This window comes from Psychrobacter sp. D2 (assembly GCF_013608135.1).
GTDB lineage: Bacteria > Pseudomonadota > Gammaproteobacteria > Pseudomonadales > Moraxellaceae > Psychrobacter > Psychrobacter cryohalolentis.
In genome coordinates this window covers 76789-96860 of record NZ_JACDXZ010000009.1, presented here as the reverse complement: position 1 = coordinate 96860, position 20072 = coordinate 76789, and the positions used below count along the sequence as shown (strand labels likewise).

33 protein-coding genes are annotated in these 20072 nt (G+C 43.5%); all 33 read right to left on the bottom strand.

Features of this window, described 5'->3' with window-relative positions; all coding sequences use genetic code 11:
* Positions 1-44 precede the first annotated feature (44 nt).
* Positions 45-404, bottom strand: coding sequence for a 50S ribosomal protein L17 (rplQ, locus tag H0262_RS11460; protein WP_011279809.1), 360 nt, complete (start codon positions 402-404; stop codon positions 45-47).
* Between the two features lie 19 nt (positions 405-423).
* On the bottom strand, positions 424-1431 hold the full coding sequence (locus H0262_RS11455; RefSeq protein ID WP_011279808.1) for a DNA-directed RNA polymerase subunit alpha: 1008 nt from the start codon (positions 1429-1431) through the stop codon (positions 424-426).
* Between the two features lie 81 nt (positions 1432-1512).
* Positions 1513-2154, bottom strand: coding sequence for a 30S ribosomal protein S4 (gene rpsD, locus H0262_RS11450; RefSeq protein ID WP_011512865.1), 642 nt, complete (start codon positions 2152-2154; stop codon positions 1513-1515).
* Between the two features lie 48 nt (positions 2155-2202).
* Entirely contained in the window at positions 2203-2592 is a 390-nt protein-coding gene (rpsK, locus tag H0262_RS11445) for a 30S ribosomal protein S11 (protein WP_010196728.1), read from the bottom strand.
* A 20-nt stretch (positions 2593-2612) separates the two neighbouring features.
* Entirely contained in the window at positions 2613-2969 is a 357-nt protein-coding gene (gene rpsM, locus H0262_RS11440) for a 30S ribosomal protein S13 (protein ID WP_011512864.1), read from the bottom strand.
* Between the two features lie 257 nt (positions 2970-3226).
* The gene (rpmJ, locus tag H0262_RS11435; protein ID WP_010196721.1) at positions 3227-3343 is read right to left on the bottom strand and encodes a 50S ribosomal protein L36; all 117 of its coding nucleotides are present in this window, start codon (positions 3341-3343) and stop codon (positions 3227-3229) included.
* A gap of 32 nt (positions 3344-3375) precedes the next feature.
* Positions 3376-4707: a preprotein translocase subunit SecY gene (gene secY / locus H0262_RS11430; RefSeq protein WP_011512863.1), complete on the bottom strand. Its 1332-nt coding sequence runs from the start codon at positions 4705-4707 to the stop codon at positions 3376-3378.
* A gap of 19 nt (positions 4708-4726) precedes the next feature.
* A complete protein-coding gene (gene rplO / locus H0262_RS11425; RefSeq protein WP_011512862.1) occupies positions 4727-5167 on the bottom strand; it encodes a 50S ribosomal protein L15 in 441 nt (146 codons plus the stop codon).
* Positions 5167-5346: a 50S ribosomal protein L30 gene (gene rpmD, locus H0262_RS11420; RefSeq protein WP_011512861.1), complete on the bottom strand. Its 180-nt coding sequence runs from the start codon at positions 5344-5346 to the stop codon at positions 5167-5169. The genes rplO and rpmD overlap by 1 nt, the downstream gene beginning before the upstream one ends.
* Positions 5347-5366: 20 nt before the next feature.
* Positions 5367-5882, bottom strand: a complete 516-nt coding sequence (gene rpsE, locus H0262_RS11415; protein ID WP_010196711.1) for a 30S ribosomal protein S5 — start codon at positions 5880-5882, stop codon at positions 5367-5369.
* A gap of 2 nt (positions 5883-5884) precedes the next feature.
* Complete coding sequence (rplR, locus tag H0262_RS11410; protein ID WP_011279801.1) at positions 5885-6235, bottom strand: 50S ribosomal protein L18; 351 nt, start codon at positions 6233-6235, stop codon at positions 5885-5887.
* A gap of 11 nt (positions 6236-6246) precedes the next feature.
* Positions 6247-6780, bottom strand: a complete 534-nt coding sequence (gene rplF, locus H0262_RS11405; protein ID WP_011512860.1) for a 50S ribosomal protein L6 — start codon at positions 6778-6780, stop codon at positions 6247-6249.
* A gap of 174 nt (positions 6781-6954) precedes the next feature.
* Complete coding sequence (gene rpsH / locus H0262_RS11400) at positions 6955-7353, bottom strand: 30S ribosomal protein S8 (protein ID WP_011512859.1); 399 nt, start codon at positions 7351-7353, stop codon at positions 6955-6957.
* A gap of 11 nt (positions 7354-7364) precedes the next feature.
* Positions 7365-7670, bottom strand: a complete 306-nt coding sequence (gene rpsN / locus H0262_RS11395; RefSeq protein WP_011279798.1) for a 30S ribosomal protein S14 — start codon at positions 7668-7670, stop codon at positions 7365-7367.
* Positions 7671-7682: 12 nt separating this feature from the next.
* On the bottom strand, positions 7683-8219 hold the full coding sequence (gene rplE / locus H0262_RS11390) for a 50S ribosomal protein L5 (RefSeq protein WP_011512858.1): 537 nt from the start codon (positions 8217-8219) through the stop codon (positions 7683-7685).
* Between the two features lie 21 nt (positions 8220-8240).
* On the bottom strand, positions 8241-8558 hold the full coding sequence (gene rplX / locus H0262_RS11385) for a 50S ribosomal protein L24 (protein WP_011512857.1): 318 nt from the start codon (positions 8556-8558) through the stop codon (positions 8241-8243).
* Between the two features lie 8 nt (positions 8559-8566).
* The gene (gene rplN / locus H0262_RS11380; RefSeq protein ID WP_010196702.1) at positions 8567-8935 is read right to left on the bottom strand and encodes a 50S ribosomal protein L14; all 369 of its coding nucleotides are present in this window, start codon (positions 8933-8935) and stop codon (positions 8567-8569) included.
* A gap of 181 nt (positions 8936-9116) precedes the next feature.
* Positions 9117-9392, bottom strand: coding sequence for a 30S ribosomal protein S17 (gene rpsQ / locus H0262_RS11375; RefSeq protein ID WP_011512856.1), 276 nt, complete (start codon positions 9390-9392; stop codon positions 9117-9119).
* Complete coding sequence (gene rpmC / locus H0262_RS11370; protein WP_011279794.1) at positions 9389-9586, bottom strand: 50S ribosomal protein L29; 198 nt, start codon at positions 9584-9586, stop codon at positions 9389-9391. Before rpmC ends, rpsQ begins: the two co-directional genes overlap by 4 nt.
* Entirely contained in the window at positions 9586-9999 is a 414-nt protein-coding gene (gene rplP, locus H0262_RS11365; protein ID WP_011512855.1) for a 50S ribosomal protein L16, read from the bottom strand. Before rplP ends, rpmC begins: the two co-directional genes overlap by 1 nt.
* Positions 10000-10002: 3 nt before the next feature.
* Positions 10003-10731, bottom strand: coding sequence for a 30S ribosomal protein S3 (rpsC, locus tag H0262_RS11360; RefSeq protein ID WP_011512854.1), 729 nt, complete (start codon positions 10729-10731; stop codon positions 10003-10005).
* A 3-nt stretch (positions 10732-10734) separates the two neighbouring features.
* Positions 10735-11064, bottom strand: coding sequence for a 50S ribosomal protein L22 (gene rplV, locus H0262_RS11355; protein ID WP_010196689.1), 330 nt, complete (start codon positions 11062-11064; stop codon positions 10735-10737).
* 10 nt (positions 11065-11074) lie between these two features.
* A complete protein-coding gene (gene rpsS / locus H0262_RS11350) occupies positions 11075-11350 on the bottom strand; it encodes a 30S ribosomal protein S19 (RefSeq protein WP_011279791.1) in 276 nt (91 codons plus the stop codon).
* A 12-nt stretch (positions 11351-11362) separates the two neighbouring features.
* Positions 11363-12190 carry a 50S ribosomal protein L2 gene (gene rplB / locus H0262_RS11345; protein ID WP_011512853.1) on the bottom strand — a complete coding sequence of 276 codons (828 nt, stop codon included), beginning with the start codon at positions 12188-12190 and terminating at the stop codon, positions 11363-11365.
* Between the two features lie 11 nt (positions 12191-12201).
* Positions 12202-12552 carry a 50S ribosomal protein L23 gene (gene rplW / locus H0262_RS11340; protein WP_011279789.1) on the bottom strand — a complete coding sequence of 117 codons (351 nt, stop codon included), beginning with the start codon at positions 12550-12552 and terminating at the stop codon, positions 12202-12204.
* Positions 12549-13151, bottom strand: coding sequence for a 50S ribosomal protein L4 (rplD, locus tag H0262_RS11335; protein WP_011512852.1), 603 nt, complete (start codon positions 13149-13151; stop codon positions 12549-12551). Before rplD ends, rplW begins: the two co-directional genes overlap by 4 nt.
* A gap of 14 nt (positions 13152-13165) precedes the next feature.
* A complete protein-coding gene (gene rplC / locus H0262_RS11330; RefSeq protein ID WP_011512851.1) occupies positions 13166-13804 on the bottom strand; it encodes a 50S ribosomal protein L3 in 639 nt (212 codons plus the stop codon).
* 48 nt (positions 13805-13852) lie between these two features.
* Positions 13853-14164, bottom strand: a complete 312-nt coding sequence (gene rpsJ / locus H0262_RS11325) for a 30S ribosomal protein S10 (protein ID WP_010196670.1) — start codon at positions 14162-14164, stop codon at positions 13853-13855.
* A 421-nt stretch (positions 14165-14585) separates the two neighbouring features.
* The gene (locus tag H0262_RS11320) at positions 14586-16172 is read right to left on the bottom strand and encodes an Rne/Rng family ribonuclease (RefSeq protein ID WP_181210837.1); all 1587 of its coding nucleotides are present in this window, start codon (positions 16170-16172) and stop codon (positions 14586-14588) included.
* Positions 16173-16396: 224 nt separating this feature from the next.
* Positions 16397-17077, bottom strand: coding sequence for a nucleoside triphosphate pyrophosphatase (locus tag H0262_RS11315; protein WP_181210836.1), 681 nt, complete (start codon positions 17075-17077; stop codon positions 16397-16399).
* A 137-nt stretch (positions 17078-17214) separates the two neighbouring features.
* The gene (gene mreD, locus H0262_RS11310) at positions 17215-17700 is read right to left on the bottom strand and encodes a rod shape-determining protein MreD (protein WP_133105432.1); all 486 of its coding nucleotides are present in this window, start codon (positions 17698-17700) and stop codon (positions 17215-17217) included.
* 142 nt (positions 17701-17842) lie between these two features.
* On the bottom strand, positions 17843-18703 hold the full coding sequence (mreC, locus tag H0262_RS11305) for a rod shape-determining protein MreC (RefSeq protein ID WP_181210835.1): 861 nt from the start codon (positions 18701-18703) through the stop codon (positions 17843-17845).
* Between the two features lie 244 nt (positions 18704-18947).
* Entirely contained in the window at positions 18948-19976 is a 1029-nt protein-coding gene (locus H0262_RS11300) for a rod shape-determining protein (RefSeq protein WP_011512846.1), read from the bottom strand.
* Positions 19977-20072 lie beyond the last annotated feature (96 nt).

Genomic DNA, 20072 nt, shown 5'->3' with positions numbered 1-20072 from the left:
TTGAATTGGAGCTTTTTTATGTACATATTTTGGTTATTGTAAAATTAGTCGCGATCAACCAATTCTACATAAGCCATAGGCGCATTGTCACCATCACGGTAACCACATTTTACGATACGCAAATAACCACCTGGACGAGCTTGGTAACGAGGACCAAGAGTACCAAATAATTTGCCTACCATAGCTTTGCTACGCATACGGCTAAATGCCAAGCGACGGTTAGCAACGCTGTCTTCTTTAGCCATAGTGATCAATGGCTCAGCAACGCGACGTAACTCTTTTGCTTTTGGTAAAGTTGTTTTAATCAGTTCATGCTCAAATAATGAGTTGGTCATGTTCTGAAACATTGCCTTACGATGACTGCCGGTACGACCCAGCTTGACTCCACTCTTACGATGGCGCATAGTCAAAAATCCTTAAAGTTTAACGGCTACGATAAGAAAAGCGATCATCAACACGTAAATCAGCTGGTGGCCAGTTATCTAGGCGCATACCAAGCTCCAAATCTTTAGACGCTAGTACGTCTTTGATTTCTGTCAATGATTTCTTACCAAGATTTGGGGTTTTTAGAAGTTCAGTCTCTGAACGCTGTACCAAATCACCGATATAGTAAATGTTTTCAGCTTTTAAGCAGTTGGCTGAGCGAACCGTTAGTTCAAGATCGTCCACAGGGCGTAATAGCACCGGATCAACCTCTTCTTTTTCTTTCACAGGCTCAGGCGCTTCTTCAGCTTCTAGGTCAACAAAGATAGAAATCTGTTGTTGTAATATAGTGGCTGCTTTACGAATTGCTTCTTCTGGATCTATAGTGCCATTTGTTTCAAGCTCAATGATAAGACGATCAAGATCGGTACGTTGTTCTACACGTGCGTTCTCAACCTGATAAGCAACACGAAGCACAGGACTAAAACTTGCATCAAGCTTTAAGCGTCCAATTGCTTTAGTATCACCATCTTCACGGCGCTGGTTTGCTGGCTCATATCCACGACCCATCACTACGCGCAAACGCATCTTTAGATGACCACGGTCACTCAATGTACCCAATACCAATTCTGGATTGATGATGTCTACATTGTGCGGTAACGTGATGTCTGCAGCAGTGATAGTGCCTGGACCTTGTTTATCCAAGGTCAAAAATACTTCATTTTGGTCATGAAGGGTGATTGCTAAGCCTTTTAAGTTCAAAAGCAAATCAAGCACGTCTTCTTGTAGCCCTTCAAGCGTTGAGTATTCATGGTCAACACCATCAATCTCAGCTTCAATGACTGCAGCACCAGGTAATGAAGATAACAAGATGCGACGTAAGGCATTACCCAAGGTATGCCCAAAGCCGCGTTCTAACGGTTCGAGCGTGACTTTCGCAATCGTTTCATTAACCGTATCCACGTTGATGGCGTTCGGCGTTAGAAACTCAGTTGCATTTAGCATCATGATGTCACCTCGATTTATTAAACTGGTTTAATTAACGTTAATTGCTCAATGCCATGTGAACAGCATCGAGCAGTACGTTACTTACTTAGAGTATAGCTCAACGATTAAGCTTTCGTTGATTTCAGCAGGTAGATCAATACGATCAGGCGCTTTTTTGAATGTGCCCTGTAGCTTGCTGTGATCAACATCTAGCCATTCTGGAATACCACGTTGGGTAGCCAGCTCAATTGCGTTTTTAATACGTAATTGCTCGCGAGACTTCTCTTGGATAGCGATGACATCACCATCTTGCAACTGAATTGATGGAATATTCACACGAATAAACTCATCACGGCCAGCTTTTTTCACCATAACAGTACGATGGCTAACTAACTGACGTGCTTCAGCGCGCGTAGAGCCAAAGCCCATACGATATACTACGTTATCAAGACGGCTCTCAAGCATTGCTAACAAGTTTTCACCAGTAGCGCCACGCTTACGAGCAGCTTCTTTGTAGTAGTTTGCAAACTGACGCTCTAATACACCGTAGATACGCTTAACTTTTTGTTTTTCACGTAACTGTAGAGAGTACTCTGAGCTTTTGTTACGGCTAACACCATGTTGACCAGGTGGACGAGCCGATTTTTTCGTTTTTACGTCGTATGGTTTAACACCAGACTTAAGACCTAAGTCAGTGCCTTCACGACGTGATAATTTGAGTTTTGGTCCAATATAACGGGCCATTGTTATGTCTCCTATAAGCTTCTATTATAAAAAGCTTCGTCTTTAATATTAGACGCGGCGCTTTTTCGGCGCACGGCAACCATTGTGTGGGATTGGGGTTACATCAGAGATGCTGTTGACTTTATAACCCAATGCACCTAGTGCTCTTACCGCAGACTCACGACCCGGTCCTGGTCCTTTGACCAAAACATCGATGTTCTTAACACCATATTCTTGAGCCGCTTTACCAGCGACTTCAGCTGCAACCTGAGCTGCAAATGGTGTAGATTTACGTGAACCACGGAAGCCTTGTCCACCTGAAGTGGCCCAAGCCAATGCATTACCTTGACGATCGGTAATCGTAACAATGGTGTTATTAAAAGACGCATGGATATGGGCAATGCCCTCCGATACTGAACGACGAGCCACCTTTTTGCGACTGCGAGTGTCTTTTGCCATCTTTTAGCTTCCTAAGTTAATTATCTTTTGAGAGGGCGTGTCGGACCCTTACGAGTACGAGCGTTGTTCTTGGTGTTTTGACCTCTGACTGGTAAGTTACGACGATGGCGGATGCCACGGTAACAACCAAGATCAACCAAGCGCTTGATATTCATTGACACTTCACGACGAAGATCACCTTCAGTCATGTATTCTGCAACTTGTGCACGGATAGCATCTAACTGTGTATCATCTAACTGACTGACTTTAGTACTAGGGGCAATGCCAACTGCTTCTAAGATTTTCTGAGCAGTGGTACGACCTACACCAAAGATGTAAGTTAGTGAAATAACAGCATGCTTATTATCCGGAATGTTTACGCCGGCAATACGAGCCATTGATTTCTCTCCATTAAAGAAAAATACCCTTATTCATTAAAATAAGGTGTTATTTTTCAGATTTGTTGCTGTCAATACTAAAGCTTTTATAATTATTATCGCTGCTTCGAGTTGGTAAACCAATCTATTCATTGATCATTTCATAAAAGATTTTGCATAAACTACGGCAAGTGGCGGATGATATCGCATCCGCCGTCATTTTTCAAGTATTAATTTAATAAGCAAGCCAATCACTTAAAACTGACTTGCTTAAATTATTAACCTTGGCGTTGCTTGTGGCGAGGTTCTGCGGTACAAATGATATGTACACGGCCTTTACGGCGCACAACTTTACAGCTACCACAAATCTTTTTAACTGATGCTTGAACTTTCATAGCATACTCCTTTGAGATATCGTACCGCTCATTTAAGGTTGAGTGGGCGATTGAATTAACGTCTGATCATGATATTGATGGGTCATCAAATGCGCTTGAATCTGCGAGATGAAGTCCATTACCACAACCACCATAATCAGTAACGACGTACCACCAAGTTGAAACGGCACACCAAACGATGACTGCACGACCATTGGCATTAAACAAATAACCGTCATATACATCGCGCCAATAAAGGTCAATCGGTTTAATACATGATCGAGGTAACGCTGAGTTTGTTGTCCTGGGCGAATACCTGGGATATACGCACCACTACGTTTAAGGTTTTCAGCAACTTCACGCGGACTAAATACCAATGCCGTGTAGAAGTAACAGAAAAAGATAATCATTGCACCAAATAGAACGAGATACAGCGGCTGTCCTGGGGACAACACCAATGCCATATTTTGCAATATCTTTTGCGTCAAGGTAGGATCAGGCGATTGACCAACCCACTGCCCTAAACTTGCAGGAAACAATAGCAATGAGCTAGCAAAAATAGCAGGAATAACCCCTGCCATATTTAGTTTCAACGGCAAATGTGATTGCTGCTGAGCGTAAATCTTGCGACCTTGCTGTTGTTTTTGCGCATAATTGACAGGAACACGGCGCTGAGCACGTTCAATATAGACGATACCCGCAGTAACCGCGACACCTAACAGTGCAAAGATAAAGAGGACAATCAAGTTCATTTGACCTTGGTTGACCTGTTCAATAGACTGCGAAATCATACCTGGCGTACCAGCCACAATACTCGCAAAAATGAGCATTGAGATACCATTACCTACGCCGCGCTCTGTAATCTGCTCACCAAGCCACATTAAGAACATAGCACCAGCTACCAATGAAGTAACCGCTGGAATATAGAAAGTCAGACCAGAAGATAAAGTAAGATTTTGGCTGATTAAGCCAGCACACATCCCTAATGACTGTACTAGAGCTAATGCAAGTGTCCCTTGACGGGTATACTTGTTTAGCTTACGTCGTCCCGCTTCACCCTCTTTTTTGAGAGCTTCAAGCGATGGCAATACCGCAGACATCATCTGTACAATAATCGATGCTGAGATATATGGCATAATACCAAGTGCCATGATGGACATACGCTCTAGTGCACCACCTGAGAACATATTAAACATGCTCAGGATGGTATTTTCGTTGCGCGAAAACAGATCAGCCAAGTTAACCGGATTGATACCCGGTACTGGGATATGCGACCCAAAACGATAAACAATCAATGCGCCGATTAAGAATAACAAACGCGTCCATAGCTCATCATACTTACGTATAAAGGCAAAAGGATTAAGCGGTATACCAGTCGATGACATTGATTGCTTTGACACGTTACTACTCCTCGATGCTACCACCAGCAGCTTCGATTGCTTGCTTAGCGCCTTTAGTCACTTTGATACCTTTAAAAGTATAAGCTTTAGTGACTTCACCTGACAACATAACGCGCGCACGCTTCATGTCACGACGGATAAGGTTAGCAGCTTTCAAAGTTTCAATACTAACGACATCGCCTTCAATTTGGCTCAGTTCAGACAGACGAACTTCAGCAGTCGTCATAGCCATTTTACTGGTAAAACCAAATTTTGGTAGACGACGATATAAAGGCATTTGACCACCTTCAAATCCTGAGCGTATGCTAGAACCTGAACGAGATTTCTGACCTTTTACACCACGACCACCAGTTTTACCAAGGCCTGAACCGATACCACGACCACGACGTTGGGCAGTTTTCTTTGCGCCAACACCTGGTGATAATTCATTTAATCTAAGACCCATTACGCTTCCTCCACTTTTACCAAGTAGTTAACGCGATTGACCATACCACGAGTTGAAGGAGTATCTTCTACTACAACAGAATGATTAATACGGCGTAAACCCAATCCTTTCAAGCATGCTTTGTGGCTCTTGAGGCGATGGGCACCCGATTTGAATTGAGTGACTTTCATTTTTTTCATCGTAACTCACCTAGTCTAAGTTAACCCAAGATTTCGTCTACAGATTTACCACGTTTTGCTGCCATCTTTTCTGGAGTTGACATATCACGTAAACCGTTAAACGTTGCACGAACAACGTTAGCAGTGTTGGTAGAACCATAACATTTAGTCAAAACATCTTTGACACCAGCAACTTCTAATACAGCACGCATTGCGCCACCAGCGATTACGCCAGTACCTTCAGATGCAGGTTGCATATAGACTTTACTAGCACCATGACGTGCTTTGATCGGATGATACAAAGTTGCATCATTTAGCTCAACAGTAATCATATTACGTTTGGCAGCTTCTAGTGCTTTTTGGATAGCAGCTGGCACTTCACGTGCTTTACCACGACCAAAACCAACACGACCATTACCATCACCCACTACGGTCAACGCAGTGAAAGAGAAAATACGACCACCTTTAACAACTTTTGCAACGCGATCAACGGTAACTAAGCGTTCTACTAGACCGTCAGTCTGTTCATTTTTATCATTTTTATCATTTCTAGCCATGATTAAAACTCCAATCCGTTTTCGCGAGCAGCTTCAGCTAAAGCTTTTACTCGACCATGATATTTAAAACCACTACGGTCAAAGGCAACTTTAGTAATGCCAGCTGCTTTTGCGCGTTCTGCGATCATTTGGCCTACAGACGTCGCTGCATCAGCGTTACCAGTCGCGCCTGAACGCAAGCTGCTGTCTAAGGTAGATGCCTGAGCAATCACTTCACCACCGTTCGGAGAGATAATCTGGGCATAGATGTGTCTTGGCGTACGATTAACCGTTAGACGATGAACGCCCAAAAAACGGATATGTGCACGGGTTTTCTTAGCTCGACGTAGACGAGCTGCTTTTTTATCAAACATTTCAACTCACCTTATTTTTTCTTGGCTTCTTTGCGAATCACATGCTCGTCACTATAACGAATACCTTTACCTTTGTAAGGCTCAGGTGGGCGGAAACCGCGGATATCGGCTGCTGCTTGACCAAGCTGCTGCTTATCGTTTGATTTTAAAACGATTTCAGTTTGCGTTGGGGTTTCAGCTGATACACCTTCAGGTAACGTATATTCTACTGGATGTGAGTAACCAACGTTTAGCGTTACTTTATTACCAGCAGCTTGAGCACGGTAACCAACACCAATCAACTGAAGACGTTTTTCAAAGCCTTCGTTAACGCCTATTACTAAATTATTTAGTAAAGAGCGCATGGTGCCAGTATGCATCATCGCTTCTTTTGAATCGACTGTAGGTGAGAAAATGATTGCATCATCTTCCTGTTTCAGCTCGACCAATTCATGCAGGCGTAAAGACATATTGCCGTTCTTGCCTTTAACTTCGACCTGCCGATCGTTCAAAGTAACGCTTACGCCGTTTGGCAGCGTCACTGGGGCTTTAGCCACACGAGACATAGGAATATTCCTTAGAAAATTAACTTCTTTATATTAGCGAAAAAACTAACAGGCTAAAAAGCGTGTTAGTTTAGCATAGTTGACCGCGTTAGACACCTATCAATGTTAAATAATTTATCACTACCACATTGAGAGAAGCCTAACAGCGTCAAATAGACTTTATCGTCGTGTAGCTTACGCTACAAATGCGACGACTTCACCACCGATACCAGCAGCGCGTGCAGCACGATCAGTCATGATGCCTTGGCTAGTTGATACAATAGCAACACCCATACCTTGCTTAACAGTAGGGATAGCGTCTTTACCGCGATGCTGGCGTAAACCAGGACGGCTAAAACGTTGAATCGTCTCGATTACAGCTTTGCCTTCGAAGTATTTTAATACGATGGTCAAAGTTGCTTTGTTGTTGTTTTCTTCAGTAACAACAGCGCTAGCAACATAACCTTCGTTAACCAACAAATCAGCGATTGATTTGCGTAGCTTAGAGTTCGGCATTGCTACCGATACTTTATTAGCCATTTGTGCGTTACGAATACGGGTTAGCATATCCCCAACGGTATCTTGCATACTCATATAGTTACCCCTTACCAGCTTGCTTTACGAACACCAGGCACATCGCCTTGCATGACACGCTCACGCAGCATATTGCGTGATAAGCCAAACTTGCGGAAGTAACCGTGAGGACGACCCGTGATAGCACAACGATTGCGCAGACGTACTGGTGATGCGTTACGTGGTAAAGCTTGTAGCTCTAGCATCGCTTCCATACGAGTTTCGTCACTTGCAGTCATATCACTGATAGTTTCTTTTAGCTTGATACGCTTATCAGCGTACTTAGCAACCATTTTTTCGCGCTTTAATTCGCGGTTAATCATGCTCTTCTTTGCCATAACGTCTTTACCTTATTTAAATGGGAAGCCGAAAGCTTTAAGCAACGCACGACCTTCTTCATCAGATTGAGCTGACGTAGTAATTGTCACATCCATACCACGGATACGATCAATCTTGTCAAAGTCTACTTCTGGGAATACGATTTGTTCTTTGATACCCAATGAGTAGTTACCACGTCCGTCAAAGGCTTTAGGAGAAAAACCACGGAAATCACGAATACGAGGAATTGCAATGGCAATGAGACGATCTAAAAATTCGTACATTTGCTCACCGCGTAGCGTTACTTTACAGCCAATTGGCCATTCTTCACGAATTTTAAAGCCAGCAACTGATTTACGCGCTTTGGTGACTACAGGTTTTTGACCAGCAATAGCAGTCATATCAGCTACAGCACCTTCAAGCAATTTCTTGTCTTGAGACGCGCCGCCTACACCCATATTTAGTGTGATTTTAGTGATTTTTGGCACTTGCATCACATTCGCCAAACCAAGTTCTTCTTTGATTTGCTGTTTTAATTCTTCGTTATATAAAGATTTTAATCTTGCCATTACCATTACACCCTTAGTGTCTTACGCAGTCGCCACTACTTCACCGTTCGAACGATACAGGCGTTGTTTCTTGCCGTCTTCGCCGAACTGATAAGTAATACGATCAGCTTTTTGGGTTTGCGCATTTAAGATTGCGACATTTGAGATATGCAGAAAAGCTTCTTGCTTAAGAATGCCGCCTTCAACGCCAGTTGCCTGATTTGGCTTCTGATGTTTAGTGACAATGTTAATGCCTTCAACTTTAATACGATCGTTTTTTACAGCTTGTACAGTACCTTGCTTGCCTTTGTCTTTCCCAGCAATCACGATAACTGTATCGCCTTTACGTAATTTTGACATGGATTACCTCACAATACTTCTGGTGCTAGTGATACAATTTTCATAAACTGATCACCACGTAGTTCACGAGTTACCGGTCCAAAAATACGAGTTGCAATCGGCGCTTTGTTTTGGTTCAACAATACCGCAGCATTGTCGTCAAAACGTAATACCGAACCATCAGGACGACGAACGCCTTTTTTGGTACGTACAACTACCGCATTCATCACGTCGCCTTTCTTAACACGACCGCGAGGAATGGCTTCTTTAACCGTTACTTTAATAATGTCGCCAACTGATGCATAACGACGATGAGAGCCACCCAGTACTTTAATGCACTGAACTCGTCTTGCACCGCTATTATCTGCAACTTCCAGCATAGATTCAACCTGAATCATAGCGTTACTCCACACGTATGAGCAATAAAAACCAGTTGCTGCCGCTAGCACAGTATGAGTAGTCGGCATTTTAATATTAATAACCGCTGCTACTCTTAATGTGAGTGATATACGCTCGGCGCAATCAGTATCCTTAAAAAGGCAGCTATTTTAACAGCTTCTGGCTTTTAATGCAATTTACTTAGATTTTTTCTACTTTTTCAACCACATCAACCAAAGTCCAAGACTTGGTTTTTGAGATTGGACGCGTTTCTTTGATGCGGACAAGATCGCCTTGTTGGCAAACATTATTCTCATCATGTGCTTTGATTTTAGTAGAACGACGAAGCTGCTTGCCATATAAAGGATGACGAACCAGACGCTCAATCAAAACCGTGATGGACTTGTCCATCTTGTCACTGACAACTCGTCCTGTCAGAACACTAGCATTGGTCGTTGCTTGATTGTTATCGCTCATGAGTCGCCTCGTTGTTTCTCGTTAATCAAAGTCTGAAGCTGAGCAATCGCACGACGATTGACACGTACTTCATGGGTATTCCCCAACTGACCAGTTGCTTTAGCCATACGAATACGGAAAGCATCAAGTTGCTTTTCATCAAGTAACTGGGTCAGTTCTTCTAATGATTTATCACGTAATTCACTGATCTTCATTACATTATCGTCCGCTTAACAATGGTAGTTTTAAAGGGCAGTTTAGCTGCAGCAAGCGTTAACGCTTCGCGAGCAAGCTCTTCTGAAATCCCTTCAAGTTCATATAGTATTTTACCAGGTTTGATTTCGCATACCCAATATTCTACAGGACCTTTACCTTTACCCATACGTACTTCTAATGGTTTATTGGTAATTGGTTTGTCTGGGAAAACGCGAATCCAAATTTTACCGCCACGCTTAATTTTACGAGTGATGGTACGGCGTGCTGCTTCAATTTGACGGGCAGTCATACGACCACGAGTCAAAGATTTTAGACCAATTTGTCCGAATGCAACGGTGCTTCCACGATGAGCTAGCCCAGTGTTACGACCTTTATGCATTTTACGAAACTTGGTACGTTTTGGCTGTAACATAGTTTAACCTCTGTCTGTGTTTCGACGGTTTCCGTTTCCACGACCACGGCGTTTTGGCGCACGAGTCTGCTCTTCTTTAACGGGATTGTATACACTGTTCATACCGTCAAGGATTTCGCCACGGAAGATCCAAACTTTTACACCGATGGTGCCGTAAGTGGTTTCCGCACGTACTGACGAATAGTCGATATCAGCGCGTAGTGTATGCAGTGGCACACGACCTTCACGGTACCATTCAGTACGAGCAATCTCAGCACCGCCAAGACGGCCAGACAGCTCAACTTTAATACCTTTAGCACCAGAACGCATGCTGTTCTGTACCGCACGCTTCATAGCACGGCGGAACATAACACGACGCTCAAGCTGACTTGCGATGCCTTCCGCTACTAAATGAGCATCAAGATCAGGCGAGGTGATTTCTTCAATGTTGACCTGAGCAGGTACGCCCATAATTTTGGTCAATTCTTTTTGAAGTCTTTCAATATCTTCGCCTTTCTTACCGATAACAATACCAGGACGCGCAGTGGCGATGGTAATCTTAGCAGCACCAGTAGGACGCTCAATCATGATCTTGCTAATCATAGCACTATCAAGTTTCTTGCGCAGATATTCACGAACCTGAATGTCGTTAATTAGGTATTCTGAGTATTGTTTAGGGCTAGCATACCAGTTTGCGTTATGCTTTTTTACAACACCAAGACGAATTCCGATTGGATGTACTTTTTGTCCCATAACTTATTCCCCTACCTTTATAGTGATGTGACAGGTACGCTTACTGATACGATCAGCGCGACCTTTAGCACGTGGTAGGATACGTTTTAGCGTAATGCCTTCATCAACGTAGATGGTTGATACTTTAAGAGTATCGATATCTAAACCGTTGTTGTTTTCAGCATTGGCGATGGCAGAGTTAAGACATTTCTTAACAAAAACCGCGCCTTTTTTATTGCTATACGTTAGGATATCCAAAGCACGCTCAATAGATTTGCCACGAACTTCATCAGCAACGAGTCTAACTTTTTGTGCCGATATGGCGGCACCGCGTAATTTTGCAGTTACTTCCATGGTAAGCACCTTATCTCTTAGCTTTCTTGTCAATGCCGTGACCACGATATGTACGAGTCGGGGCAAATTCACCTAGTTTATGACCAACCATCTGTTCACTTACGATAACCGGTACATGAGTACGGCCATTGTGAACAGATAAAGTTAGGCCAACCATTTGTGGCAGAATCATTGAACGGCGCGACCAAGTTTTAATTGGCTTGCGTGAGTTGGTTTCTAATGCAGTTTCAACTTTAGCAAATAAATGCGCGTCTATGAATGGACCTTTTTTCAATGAACGAGGCATGAAATTCTTCCTTTATTTCTTCTTGGCGCGACGGCGGATGATCATGTTGTCAGTACGCTTATTGTGACGCGTTTTAAGTCCTTTAGACTTCTGACCCCAAGGGCTAGTAGGATGGCGACCTTTGTTACGACCTTCACCACCACCATGTGGGTGATCAACCGGGTTCATAGCGACACCACGAACAGAAGGACGAATACCTCTCCAACGTGAAGCACCGGCTTTACCAAGTGATTTCAAGTTGTTTTCAGTATTAGAAACTTCACCGATAACAGCACGGCAATTTACGTGTACACGGCGAGTTTCGCCAGAACGCAAACGAAGAATTGCATAAATACCGTCACGACCTAGTAGCTGAACGCTAGCACCCGCAGCACGAGCCATCTGTGCGCCTTTACCGATTTTAAGTTCGATATTATGGATCACAGTACCTAGTGGTATGTTTTTTAGCGGTAAACAGTTACCTGGACGAATTGGTGATAATTCACCTGACATTACAGTATCGCCAACTGCTTGCTTTTTAGCAGCGATAATATAACGACGTTCGCCGTCAGCGTACTTAAGTAAAGCAATATGCGCAGTACGGTTAGGATCGTATTCAATACGCTCTACTGTAGCTGGGATATTGTCTTTAGTACGTTTAAAATCGATAATACGATAATGTTGCTTATGACCACCGCCGATGTGACGAGTAGTGATACGGCCATTATTGTTACGACCACCGGTCTTGCTTTTTGATTCTAGAAGCGCTGCAAACGGACGACCTTTATAAAGGTGTGGATGCACTACTTTTTCAACAAAACGACGGCCTGGTGATGTTGGCTTTGCTCTTACGATAGGCATGAGTGTAATCCTTATTCGTTATTCGCTGTTTCACTAGTAGAAGCAGTCGTATTTGCGACCTCTTCACCAGCATCAGCCATTTGTACATCTTGACCAGCTTTTAAGGTAACATAGGCTTTTTTATAGTCGTTACGACGGCCGATACTTTTACCAAAACGCTTTGTCTTACCTTTAACGTTCAATGTGTTTACTTTTAAAACTTCAACACCTTCAAACATCATCTCAACTGCTTTTTTAACTTCAAGCTTAGTAGCCTTAGAGTCAATTTTAAATACCTGCACACCAAGTGAGTCGCCAAGCATTTGAGATTTCTCTGAGAATACAGGTCCTCTTAGGATCTGATAAAGTCTTGCGTTATTCATGCTAGTGCTTCCTCAAATTGTTTCGCAGCTTCGACTGTCATGATCACTTTATCAAAAGCGATCAAGCTCACTGGATCCACTTCACTTGTATCAAGTACATTGACATGTGGGATGTTGCGAGCAGCTAAGTATAAGTTTTCGTCAACTTCTTTGGTGACGATTAATGCACGTGATGCATTTAACTCACCTAACTTTGCGATCAGCTCTTTGGTCTTAGGACCAGAAACGCTTATCTCTTCAACCAAAATCAGACGCTCTTGGCGAATCAATTCGGCTAGGATGCACTGCATAGCACCGCGATACATCTTACGGTTAACTTTCTGTGACCAATCTTGTGGCTTAGCCGCGAATGCACGACCGCCCCCACGCCAGATTGGGCTACGAATAGAACCTGCACGAGCGCGACCAGTACCTTTTTGGCGCCATGGCTTAATGCCACCACCAGAAACTTCGGCACGGGTCTTTTGAGCGCGTGTACCTTGGCGAGCACCAGCAAGATATGCGGTGACGACTTGATGCACTAGTGCTTCGTTGAATTCACGACCGAAAGCCGTATCAGAAAGCTCAACTGCCGCCCCTGTAACTGTTTTTAAATCCACGTTAATCCCCTTGCTTAGGCTTTGACTGACGGACGTACGATGACATCGCCACCGGTGGCACCTGGGATAGCACCCTTGATGACAAGTAACCCATTTTCAACATCAACCGATATCACTTCTAGGCCTTGAACGGTAACGCGTTTGTTACCCATCTGACCTGGCATTTTTTTGCCTTTGAAGACTTTACCTGGTGACTGGTTTTGACCAGTTGAACCAATGGCACGGTGAGATACTGAGTTACCATGAGTGGCATCTTGCATGCTGAAGTTGTGACGCTTCACGCCGCCTTGAAAGCCTTTACCTTTACTGTTTCCTGTGACATCAACCATCTGACCTTGTTCGAACAAGTCAGCTAGGATCTCACCACCAATCTCACGACCTTCAAGATCGCTATCATTGGCACGAAATTCCCAAACACCACGACCAGCGGCAACGCCGGCTTTAGCGAAGTGACCTTTTTGAGCTGCTGTTACGCGGCTGTCACGACGGGTGCCTGTGGTAACTTGGATGGCTTGATAGCCATCTACATCAGTATTTTTTACTTGAGTAATGCGGTTAGCACTGATCTCAACCACTGTTACAGGGATAGATGCGCCTGCTTCAGTGAAGACACGGGTCATGCCGCATTTTTTACCGACTAAACCGATCGCCATTTTAGACCTCTTTATATCTTATATTAATGGGTTGGGTGTTTATGTGCATTAACCCAAAGCAATTTGAACGTCAACACCCGCCGCTAAGTCAAGCTTCATTAGCGCATCCACAGTTTTATCGGTAGGTTGAACAATGTCAACCATACGCTTATGAGTACGGATTTCGTACTGATCACGAGCGTCTTTGTTTACGTGTGGTGAAGTTAGAACGTTGAAGCGCTCAATGCGAGTCGGCAACGGTACAGGACCACAAACTTGCGCACCGGTGCGCTTTGCAGTATCAACAATCTCTTGTGCAGATTGATCAATCAGACGATGATCAAAAGACTTAAGACGGATACGGATTCTCTGGTTAGCCATGCCAGCAAGCTCCTAATATGTGCTTTTGTCATTCTTGCTTTGCAAGGATATGAGCAAAAGCCGTTTGGTTAAATATTCACTTAAAGCGGCCTTCTGTTCTAAACCAGAATGAGTTCTTTATCCGAACTTATAGCGTGCCAAAAGCAAAATAGTTTAAAGCCCCGCCGACCCTTCCATTGTAGGATGTCAGCAAAGGCATAATGAAATAGTGCTAGAAACGATGCTCTAGCTGTCATAGCGCCAGCTGTTTGATTGGCTGCGCATATATAATTCAGTGGTCTGTATTATACATAATAATCAGATGATTGCAAGGGGATTATTTACAATGATATACACAACTGTTTGATATAAATATTGGTTTTTAAACCAAATTCTCTTAACTTTTAACCAATTGCTTACTATTCAGATCCCGCCTTGACGTTCAATCTAATACTATATCATATTGTTCTTGGGTATATAAATTCTCAACATCAAAGGTAATCACTCTACCAAGCAAATACTCTAAATCTGCCACGGTATCCGATTCTGACGTCAGTAATAAATCAATCACTGCCGCATGAGCGACCACCGTAAACTTCTTTGGAGAGTTATAAGTACGAGCACAGCGCATGATTTCACGAAATATCTCAAAGCAGACCGTTTCAGCGGTTTTGACAAAGCCGCGCCCTTGACAGGTCGAGCAAGGCTCACATAGTTGCTGACCAAGCGATTCACGGGTACGCTTACGGGTCATCTCAACCAAACCAAGCTCACTGACTTGAGTGATTTTGGTTTTGGCATAATCTTGTACTAACTGTGACTGCAAGCTCTCTAAGATATCATCCTTATGCTGCTGCTCAAGCATATCGATGAAGTCTAGGATAATAATACCGCCTAGATTACGTAAGCGCAGTTGACGGGCTATCGCGTGTGTTGCCTCTAGATTTGTTTTGTAAACGGTATCTTCTAATGAACGCCCACCAACGAATGAGCCAGTATTGACATCAATAGTGGTCATCGCTTCGGTTTGGTCAATAATCAGATAGCCGCCCGACTTTAAATCAACGCGGCGTTTGAGGGCATCACGTAAATCATCTTCGACGCGGTGCACATCAAACAGCGACTGCTCAGCGGTATAATGTACTATGCGATCATAGACAAAAGGCACAAATTCTTTGGCAAAGTATCTAACCTGCTCATATATCTGCGAATTATCAATCACGACTTTTTCGGTACCAGCGTGTACCAAATCACGGATAGAACGCAGCGGTAGCGATAATTCTTGATAAATAAGCTCTGAGCTTTGATTAGGCTTCATTTCTTGACGACGAGCACATATCGTTCGCCATAGTTGCAAGAGATAGTAGATGTCTTCTTCAAGTTTATCAACGGGGACACGCTCTGCCGCTGTACGTGCAATAAGACCGCCCTTGAGATTGACGGTTTGCATCAGGCTAGTAAGCTCAGTCTTGAGACGGGTACGCTCTTCTTCACCATCAATACGCTGCGAAATACCGATATGCTCACTCGATGGCAAGTAGACCAGATAGCGAGATGGCAGTGATATATTGGTGGTTAAGCGCGCGCCTTTACTGCCCAGCTGATCTTTAGTGACTTGAACTAAGATACGTTGGCTCTCGTGTAGGCGATGCTGGATGAGAGTTTTCGAAACTGGTACAACTTCTGTGTTCTGCGTACTTATTACAGGCGGCGTAATGGCTAAATCGTCAGCGGTTACCTCTACAATAGTGCGCTTATCATCAGTCTTTTCGACTTTACTGCTTTTGGCAGCTGGACGAGGTTCACGCTGCATATCATTAACGTGTAAGAATGCAGTACGTGACTGACCAATATCGACAAAGGCTGCCTGCATACCCGGCAGAACGCGTACCACTGTACCCAAGTAAATGTTACCAACCAAACCCAGTTTATGATGACGCTCAATATAAATCTCGCCCAAGATACCGTTATCTAGTACGGCAACACGGGACTCCATGGGACTAATATTAATCAGCAGCTCTTCGGACATAGTATTTTCTCTTATCACTTAGCTTTCTGGTGAAGCATTCATAGTTTGGTAGCCTAACAGTGTAACAAATGCCACTTGCTTTTGCCCATGACACAAGCGTGTCATTATGTGCAGATGGCTTAATATCAAGCTTCATCTTAAAGCACTGCTGAATCCATACCCCTGCTCTAAACGTTTTGAGCATGTAAGCTTTATTAGGTATTATCTATTTAGGCATCAAAATTTTAAAGCGTATCAGTGTCATTCATCTCTTTAATCAATGCCAGCGTTTGGGCAAGCGGTAAGCCTACCACATTGGTATAGCTGCCATTGATACGGCTAACCCAAGCCGCACCCAAACCTTGAATACCATAGCCACCTGCCTTGTCTACAGGCTCGCCGCTGTCCCAATAATCACTCATCATCTCTAGGGTAAGCGCTACAAAGGTGACCTCTGTGCGTTCAATGATTTGTTGCTGATTGATGATTTGCCATACTTGCTCATTATCGAACCCATCAGAACGTTTAGGCTGTAATGAGAGTTGCGTTGCCTGTACCGCCGTCCATACTTCATGAGTACTATCAGACATTTGCTGCCACATACGATAAGCATCTTCGCGATTATTTGGTTTGACCAAGACTGTTTTGCCATCTGGCAATACCCCAATGGTATCAGAGGTCAATAAAATAATGGGCTTCGACAAGAGTGATTGATATAAGTGAGCGTCGTTATTCTTTAACTGTCTATTTAGCTGCGCGGTTGCTGCCTCTGATTTGGCGGCGACCATACGGACAATATAATCTTTGGGCGACTCATCTTGATAAGGCGTTTCATCGATATCCACGCTGATGACCGTAAATTCTAGTTGCACTCTACTTAGTAACTCGCGACGACGCGGCGAGCCGGATGCTAAGATAATATCCATCACTACTCTCTATATTATGTAGAAACTTGATATTGATAGGTTTAGTCATAAATAAACGAGGGTCGTCTATGGTAGATGCTTGTAAAGACCATGTGTGATGAAAATACTTGTATTGATAATCGATGTAACCAACCTGATTAACGCACAAATTTTCGTAACGTCAATAGTACCAATGGCCAGCTAATAATACTCATCAATAAAGAAAAAGTAGATTGGGCAACAAAGACATCTTGTACAAACATCTGTAGCATCCATAGACTCGCTTGAAATACAAATAATCCTAAACTCGCTATTATCCATGCACTAATCGTATTTAGCTGTCTGATATAGATACTGGTCACCTTTATCATCAGCGCCACTGCCACAGCAGAAAAAGCCTGCTGTCCTAAATGAGTATCCATCAGTAAATCAGCAATAAGGCCAATAGCAAAGGCACTAAAAATGCCTACATAACGCGGCTGAAACAATAACCAAAAAATCAATACCATGATCATGATCATAGGACGCAATGTGGCCATACTAGGACTTAATGGATAAACACTGAGCGATGAGGCAATAATAAAACTCAGTACAATCACGGCATGCAGCAGCCCATTTGCATGATCAGAATCAGGATATGCCATGAATACGTACCTTTAGCGGATGTTTAGCAGCTACTTAATAATGAATTCAGCATTGCAGGGAATAAAAAAAGAGGAGTAAAACAGCGCACTTAAATAGAATAGCGGCTGATTATCGGGCAATGATTATCTCTAACAATGACCATCAAGACTCATTGATGCCAATATTGTTTTTATTAGCCAGCTTGTCTTGCAGTATCAGCACATAAGCATTATCGACAAAGTTTGCGGCAGGTGTGACATCAATGCTTCTAAAATTATCCGCTTGCGTGTCTTCAATATGGGTGATACGACCAACACGGTAGCCTGCAGGGATACGCCCACCTAATCCAGACGAGACCAGCTCATCCCCGACGCGTACATCTGAGGTTTTAAAGACATATTCAAGGCTCAATGAAGTAGGTATACCCTGACCGGTGACAATAGCGCGCTGACCTGTCCGCTTGACAGTAACGGCAACGGACTGCTGCTCATCAGTAATAAGCAGTAAACGGCTGGTATTAGGATAGACATTGATAATCTGACCTAAAATGCCGTTTTCATCAATGACCGTTTGCCCAACTTGTACCCCATCTTGCTCCCCTTTATTCAACACCACAATTTGACGCAGTAGATTGGTGTCAGTACCAATTACCTGTGCCAGATTTAAATCAAATTGTTCAGGGCGCGTGGTCGATAGAATACCTTGCAGGCGAGCGTTTTGCGCCAAGATATAATCTTGCTGCTGCAATTTAGCTTGCGCGTGAATAAGTTGAGATCTGAGCTGCATGTTTTCGCGGCGCAGCGTTTCTTTTGATTGTAGGCTGCCGCTTGACCAGTGTTTTGCATAACTGGGTAATAATGACAGCTCGTAAATAGGCTGCATTGCGGCGTGGCTCGTTGAGCGTATAGGCTTGAACCATTCTGGATTTTTGCTATCAAACCACATCAATATCAATGCCACTATTAATAAAACAGCAGTCATACGAAGCGCGAGTGGCTGGCGAGCAAAAATACTTGGAGTCATAGTTCGTCTAATGTAGAGGTTTTAATGTGAGCATTAGCCAGCACTGAATAGCACTATATAAAAGGCAGTTGATATCAAAAAAAGCTCAGTATCTATCAGATATTGATTGCCTTTATTGATAATATTAAAGGCAACCTTTTTGGCTACCTTCAATGTTATTCATCTACCCTTTCTCATGCCTATTTATCGTTAACTTCAGCCTTATCTAACATTGCTAGTATGACAATGCTTGATAAACAGTGATTTATACAAAAATCATATTTAGGCTTTTGTTATTGATAAAATCAAGCGCAATACCACCACCACGGCTCACGCAAGTTAATGGATCTTCAGCGACTGTAACTGGTAAGCCTGTCTCTCTTGAGATGAGCTTATCTAAGTCACGTAATAGTGCGCCGCCACCGGTCAAGACAATACCGCGTTCAGCGATGTCTGATGACAACTCTGGTGGCGTCTGCTCAAGTGCTGCTTTTACCGCGCTGACGATACCACTTAACGGATCACTCAAAGCTTTCTGCACTTCTTCTGAGTTGACAGTGAAGGTTTTTGGTACGCCTTCTGCCATGCTACGTCCGCGTACTTCTACTTCTAACTGGCTGTCTTCATTTAGCGCAGAGCCAACTTCTTGTTTGATACGCTCAGCAGTAGTTTCACCAATCACGCAGCCATGAATACGACGTACATGGGTAATAATGGCATCATCAAACATATCGCCACCGATACGGATAGACTCAGCATAGACACAACCTGACAAAGCAATAACGGCAATCTCAGTAGTGCCACCGCCGATATCAACGACCATCGAACCGCTGGCTTCATGAACCGGCATGCCAGCACCAATCGCTGCTGCCATTGGCTCTTCTAGTAACAATACTTTGCTGGCGCCCGCTGACGATACCGCTTCACGAATCGCTTTTCGCTCGACAAGGGTAGACTTACAAGGCACGCAAACCACCACATTAGGCTGTGCCATAAAACGCTTAGCTTTTACCTTGGCGATAAAATGCTTAAGCATTTTTTGCGTCACTTCAAAGTCAGCAATCACGCCGTCTTTTAATGGGCGGATAGCCGTAATATTGGCAGGCGTACGACCCAGCATCTGCTTGGCATCAATACCAACAGCAGCAACGGTAGGGTTCTGTGTGCGATTGCTTCTTAAAGCGACCACCGTAGGCTCATCGAGCACCACGCCTTTACCAGGAATAAAAATAAGGGTGTTCGCAGTACCGAGGTCGATTGCGATATTATTTGATAAAAATCCAAACAGGTTCATGACTAATATTTCCAGCGTATTACAAATGAGGCGAATGAGGCAAATGAGAGTGACCGAGGGATTACTCGTCAGTATTGAGCAGGTCGTCTTTAGACA

Coding starts and splice junctions, on each gene's coding strand:
- rplC (WP_011512851.1), bottom strand. CDS start 13,804: ATGGCGATCGGTTTAGTCGGTAAAAAATGCGGCATGACCCGTGTCTTC.
- rpsJ (WP_010196670.1), bottom strand. CDS start 14,164: ATGGCTAACCAGAGAATCCGTATCCGTCTTAAGTCTTTTGATCATCGT.
- mreC (WP_181210835.1), bottom strand. CDS start 18,703: ATGACTCCAAGTATTTTTGCTCGCCAGCCACTCGCGCTTCGTATGACT.
- rpmD (WP_011512861.1), bottom strand. CDS start 5,346: ATGAAAAAAATGAAAGTCACTCAATTCAAATCGGGTGCCCATCGCCTC.
- rpsK (WP_010196728.1), bottom strand. CDS start 2,592: ATGGCAAAAGACACTCGCAGTCGCAAAAAGGTGGCTCGTCGTTCAGTA.
- rpsD (WP_011512865.1), bottom strand. CDS start 2,154: ATGGCCCGTTATATTGGACCAAAACTCAAATTATCACGTCGTGAAGGC.
- H0262_RS11315 (WP_181210836.1), bottom strand. CDS start 17,077: ATGGATATTATCTTAGCATCCGGCTCGCCGCGTCGTCGCGAGTTACTA.
- H0262_RS11300 (WP_011512846.1), bottom strand. CDS start 19,976: ATGAACCTGTTTGGATTTTTATCAAATAATATCGCAATCGACCTCGGT.
- secY (WP_011512863.1), bottom strand. CDS start 4,707: ATGTCATCGACTGGTATACCGCTTAATCCTTTTGCCTTTATACGTAAG.
- rplV (WP_010196689.1), bottom strand. CDS start 11,064: ATGGAAGTAACTGCAAAATTACGCGGTGCCGCCATATCGGCACAAAAA.
- H0262_RS11455 (WP_011279808.1), bottom strand. CDS start 1,431: ATGATGCTAAATGCAACTGAGTTTCTAACGCCGAACGCCATCAACGTG.
- rpsC (WP_011512854.1), bottom strand. CDS start 10,731: ATGGGACAAAAAGTACATCCAATCGGAATTCGTCTTGGTGTTGTAAAA.
- rpsE (WP_010196711.1), bottom strand. CDS start 5,882: ATGGCTAGAAATGATAAAAATGATAAAAATGAACAGACTGACGGTCTA.
- mreD (WP_133105432.1), bottom strand. CDS start 17,700: ATGGCATATCCTGATTCTGATCATGCAAATGGGCTGCTGCATGCCGTG.
- rpmJ (WP_010196721.1), bottom strand. CDS start 3,343: ATGAAAGTTCAAGCATCAGTTAAAAAGATTTGTGGTAGCTGTAAAGTT.
- rplB (WP_011512853.1), bottom strand. CDS start 12,190: ATGCCTATCGTAAGAGCAAAGCCAACATCACCAGGCCGTCGTTTTGTT.
- rplF (WP_011512860.1), bottom strand. CDS start 6,780: ATGTCTCGTGTGGCTAAAGCCCCAGTGACGCTGCCAAACGGCGTAAGC.
- rplN (WP_010196702.1), bottom strand. CDS start 8,935: ATGATTCAGGTTGAATCTATGCTGGAAGTTGCAGATAATAGCGGTGCA.
- rplX (WP_011512857.1), bottom strand. CDS start 8,558: ATGTCAAAATTACGTAAAGGCGATACAGTTATCGTGATTGCTGGGAAA.
- rpsS (WP_011279791.1), bottom strand. CDS start 11,350: ATGCCTCGTTCATTGAAAAAAGGTCCATTCATAGACGCGCATTTATTT.
- H0262_RS11320 (WP_181210837.1), bottom strand. CDS start 16,172: ATGTCCGAAGAGCTGCTGATTAATATTAGTCCCATGGAGTCCCGTGTT.
- rpmC (WP_011279794.1), bottom strand. CDS start 9,586: ATGAAGATCAGTGAATTACGTGATAAATCATTAGAAGAACTGACCCAG.
- rplO (WP_011512862.1), bottom strand. CDS start 5,167: ATGGGTCTTAGATTAAATGAATTATCACCAGGTGTTGGCGCAAAGAAA.
- rpsH (WP_011512859.1), bottom strand. CDS start 7,353: ATGAGTATGCAAGATACCGTTGGGGATATGCTAACCCGTATTCGTAAC.
- rplQ (WP_011279809.1), bottom strand. CDS start 404: ATGCGCCATCGTAAGAGTGGAGTCAAGCTGGGTCGTACCGGCAGTCAT.
- rplW (WP_011279789.1), bottom strand. CDS start 12,552: ATGAATAACGCAAGACTTTATCAGATCCTAAGAGGACCTGTATTCTCA.
- rplP (WP_011512855.1), bottom strand. CDS start 9,999: ATGTTACAGCCAAAACGTACCAAGTTTCGTAAAATGCATAAAGGTCGT.
- rplR (WP_011279801.1), bottom strand. CDS start 6,235: ATGTTTGATAAAAAAGCAGCTCGTCTACGTCGAGCTAAGAAAACCCGT.
- rpsN (WP_011279798.1), bottom strand. CDS start 7,670: ATGGCAAAGAAGAGCATGATTAACCGCGAATTAAAGCGCGAAAAAATG.
- rpsM (WP_011512864.1), bottom strand. CDS start 2,969: ATGGCTCGTATTGCCGGCGTAAACATTCCGGATAATAAGCATGCTGTT.
- rplE (WP_011512858.1), bottom strand. CDS start 8,219: ATGGCAAGATTAAAATCTTTATATAACGAAGAATTAAAACAGCAAATC.
- rpsQ (WP_011512856.1), bottom strand. CDS start 9,392: ATGAGCGATAACAATCAAGCAACGACCAATGCTAGTGTTCTGACAGGA.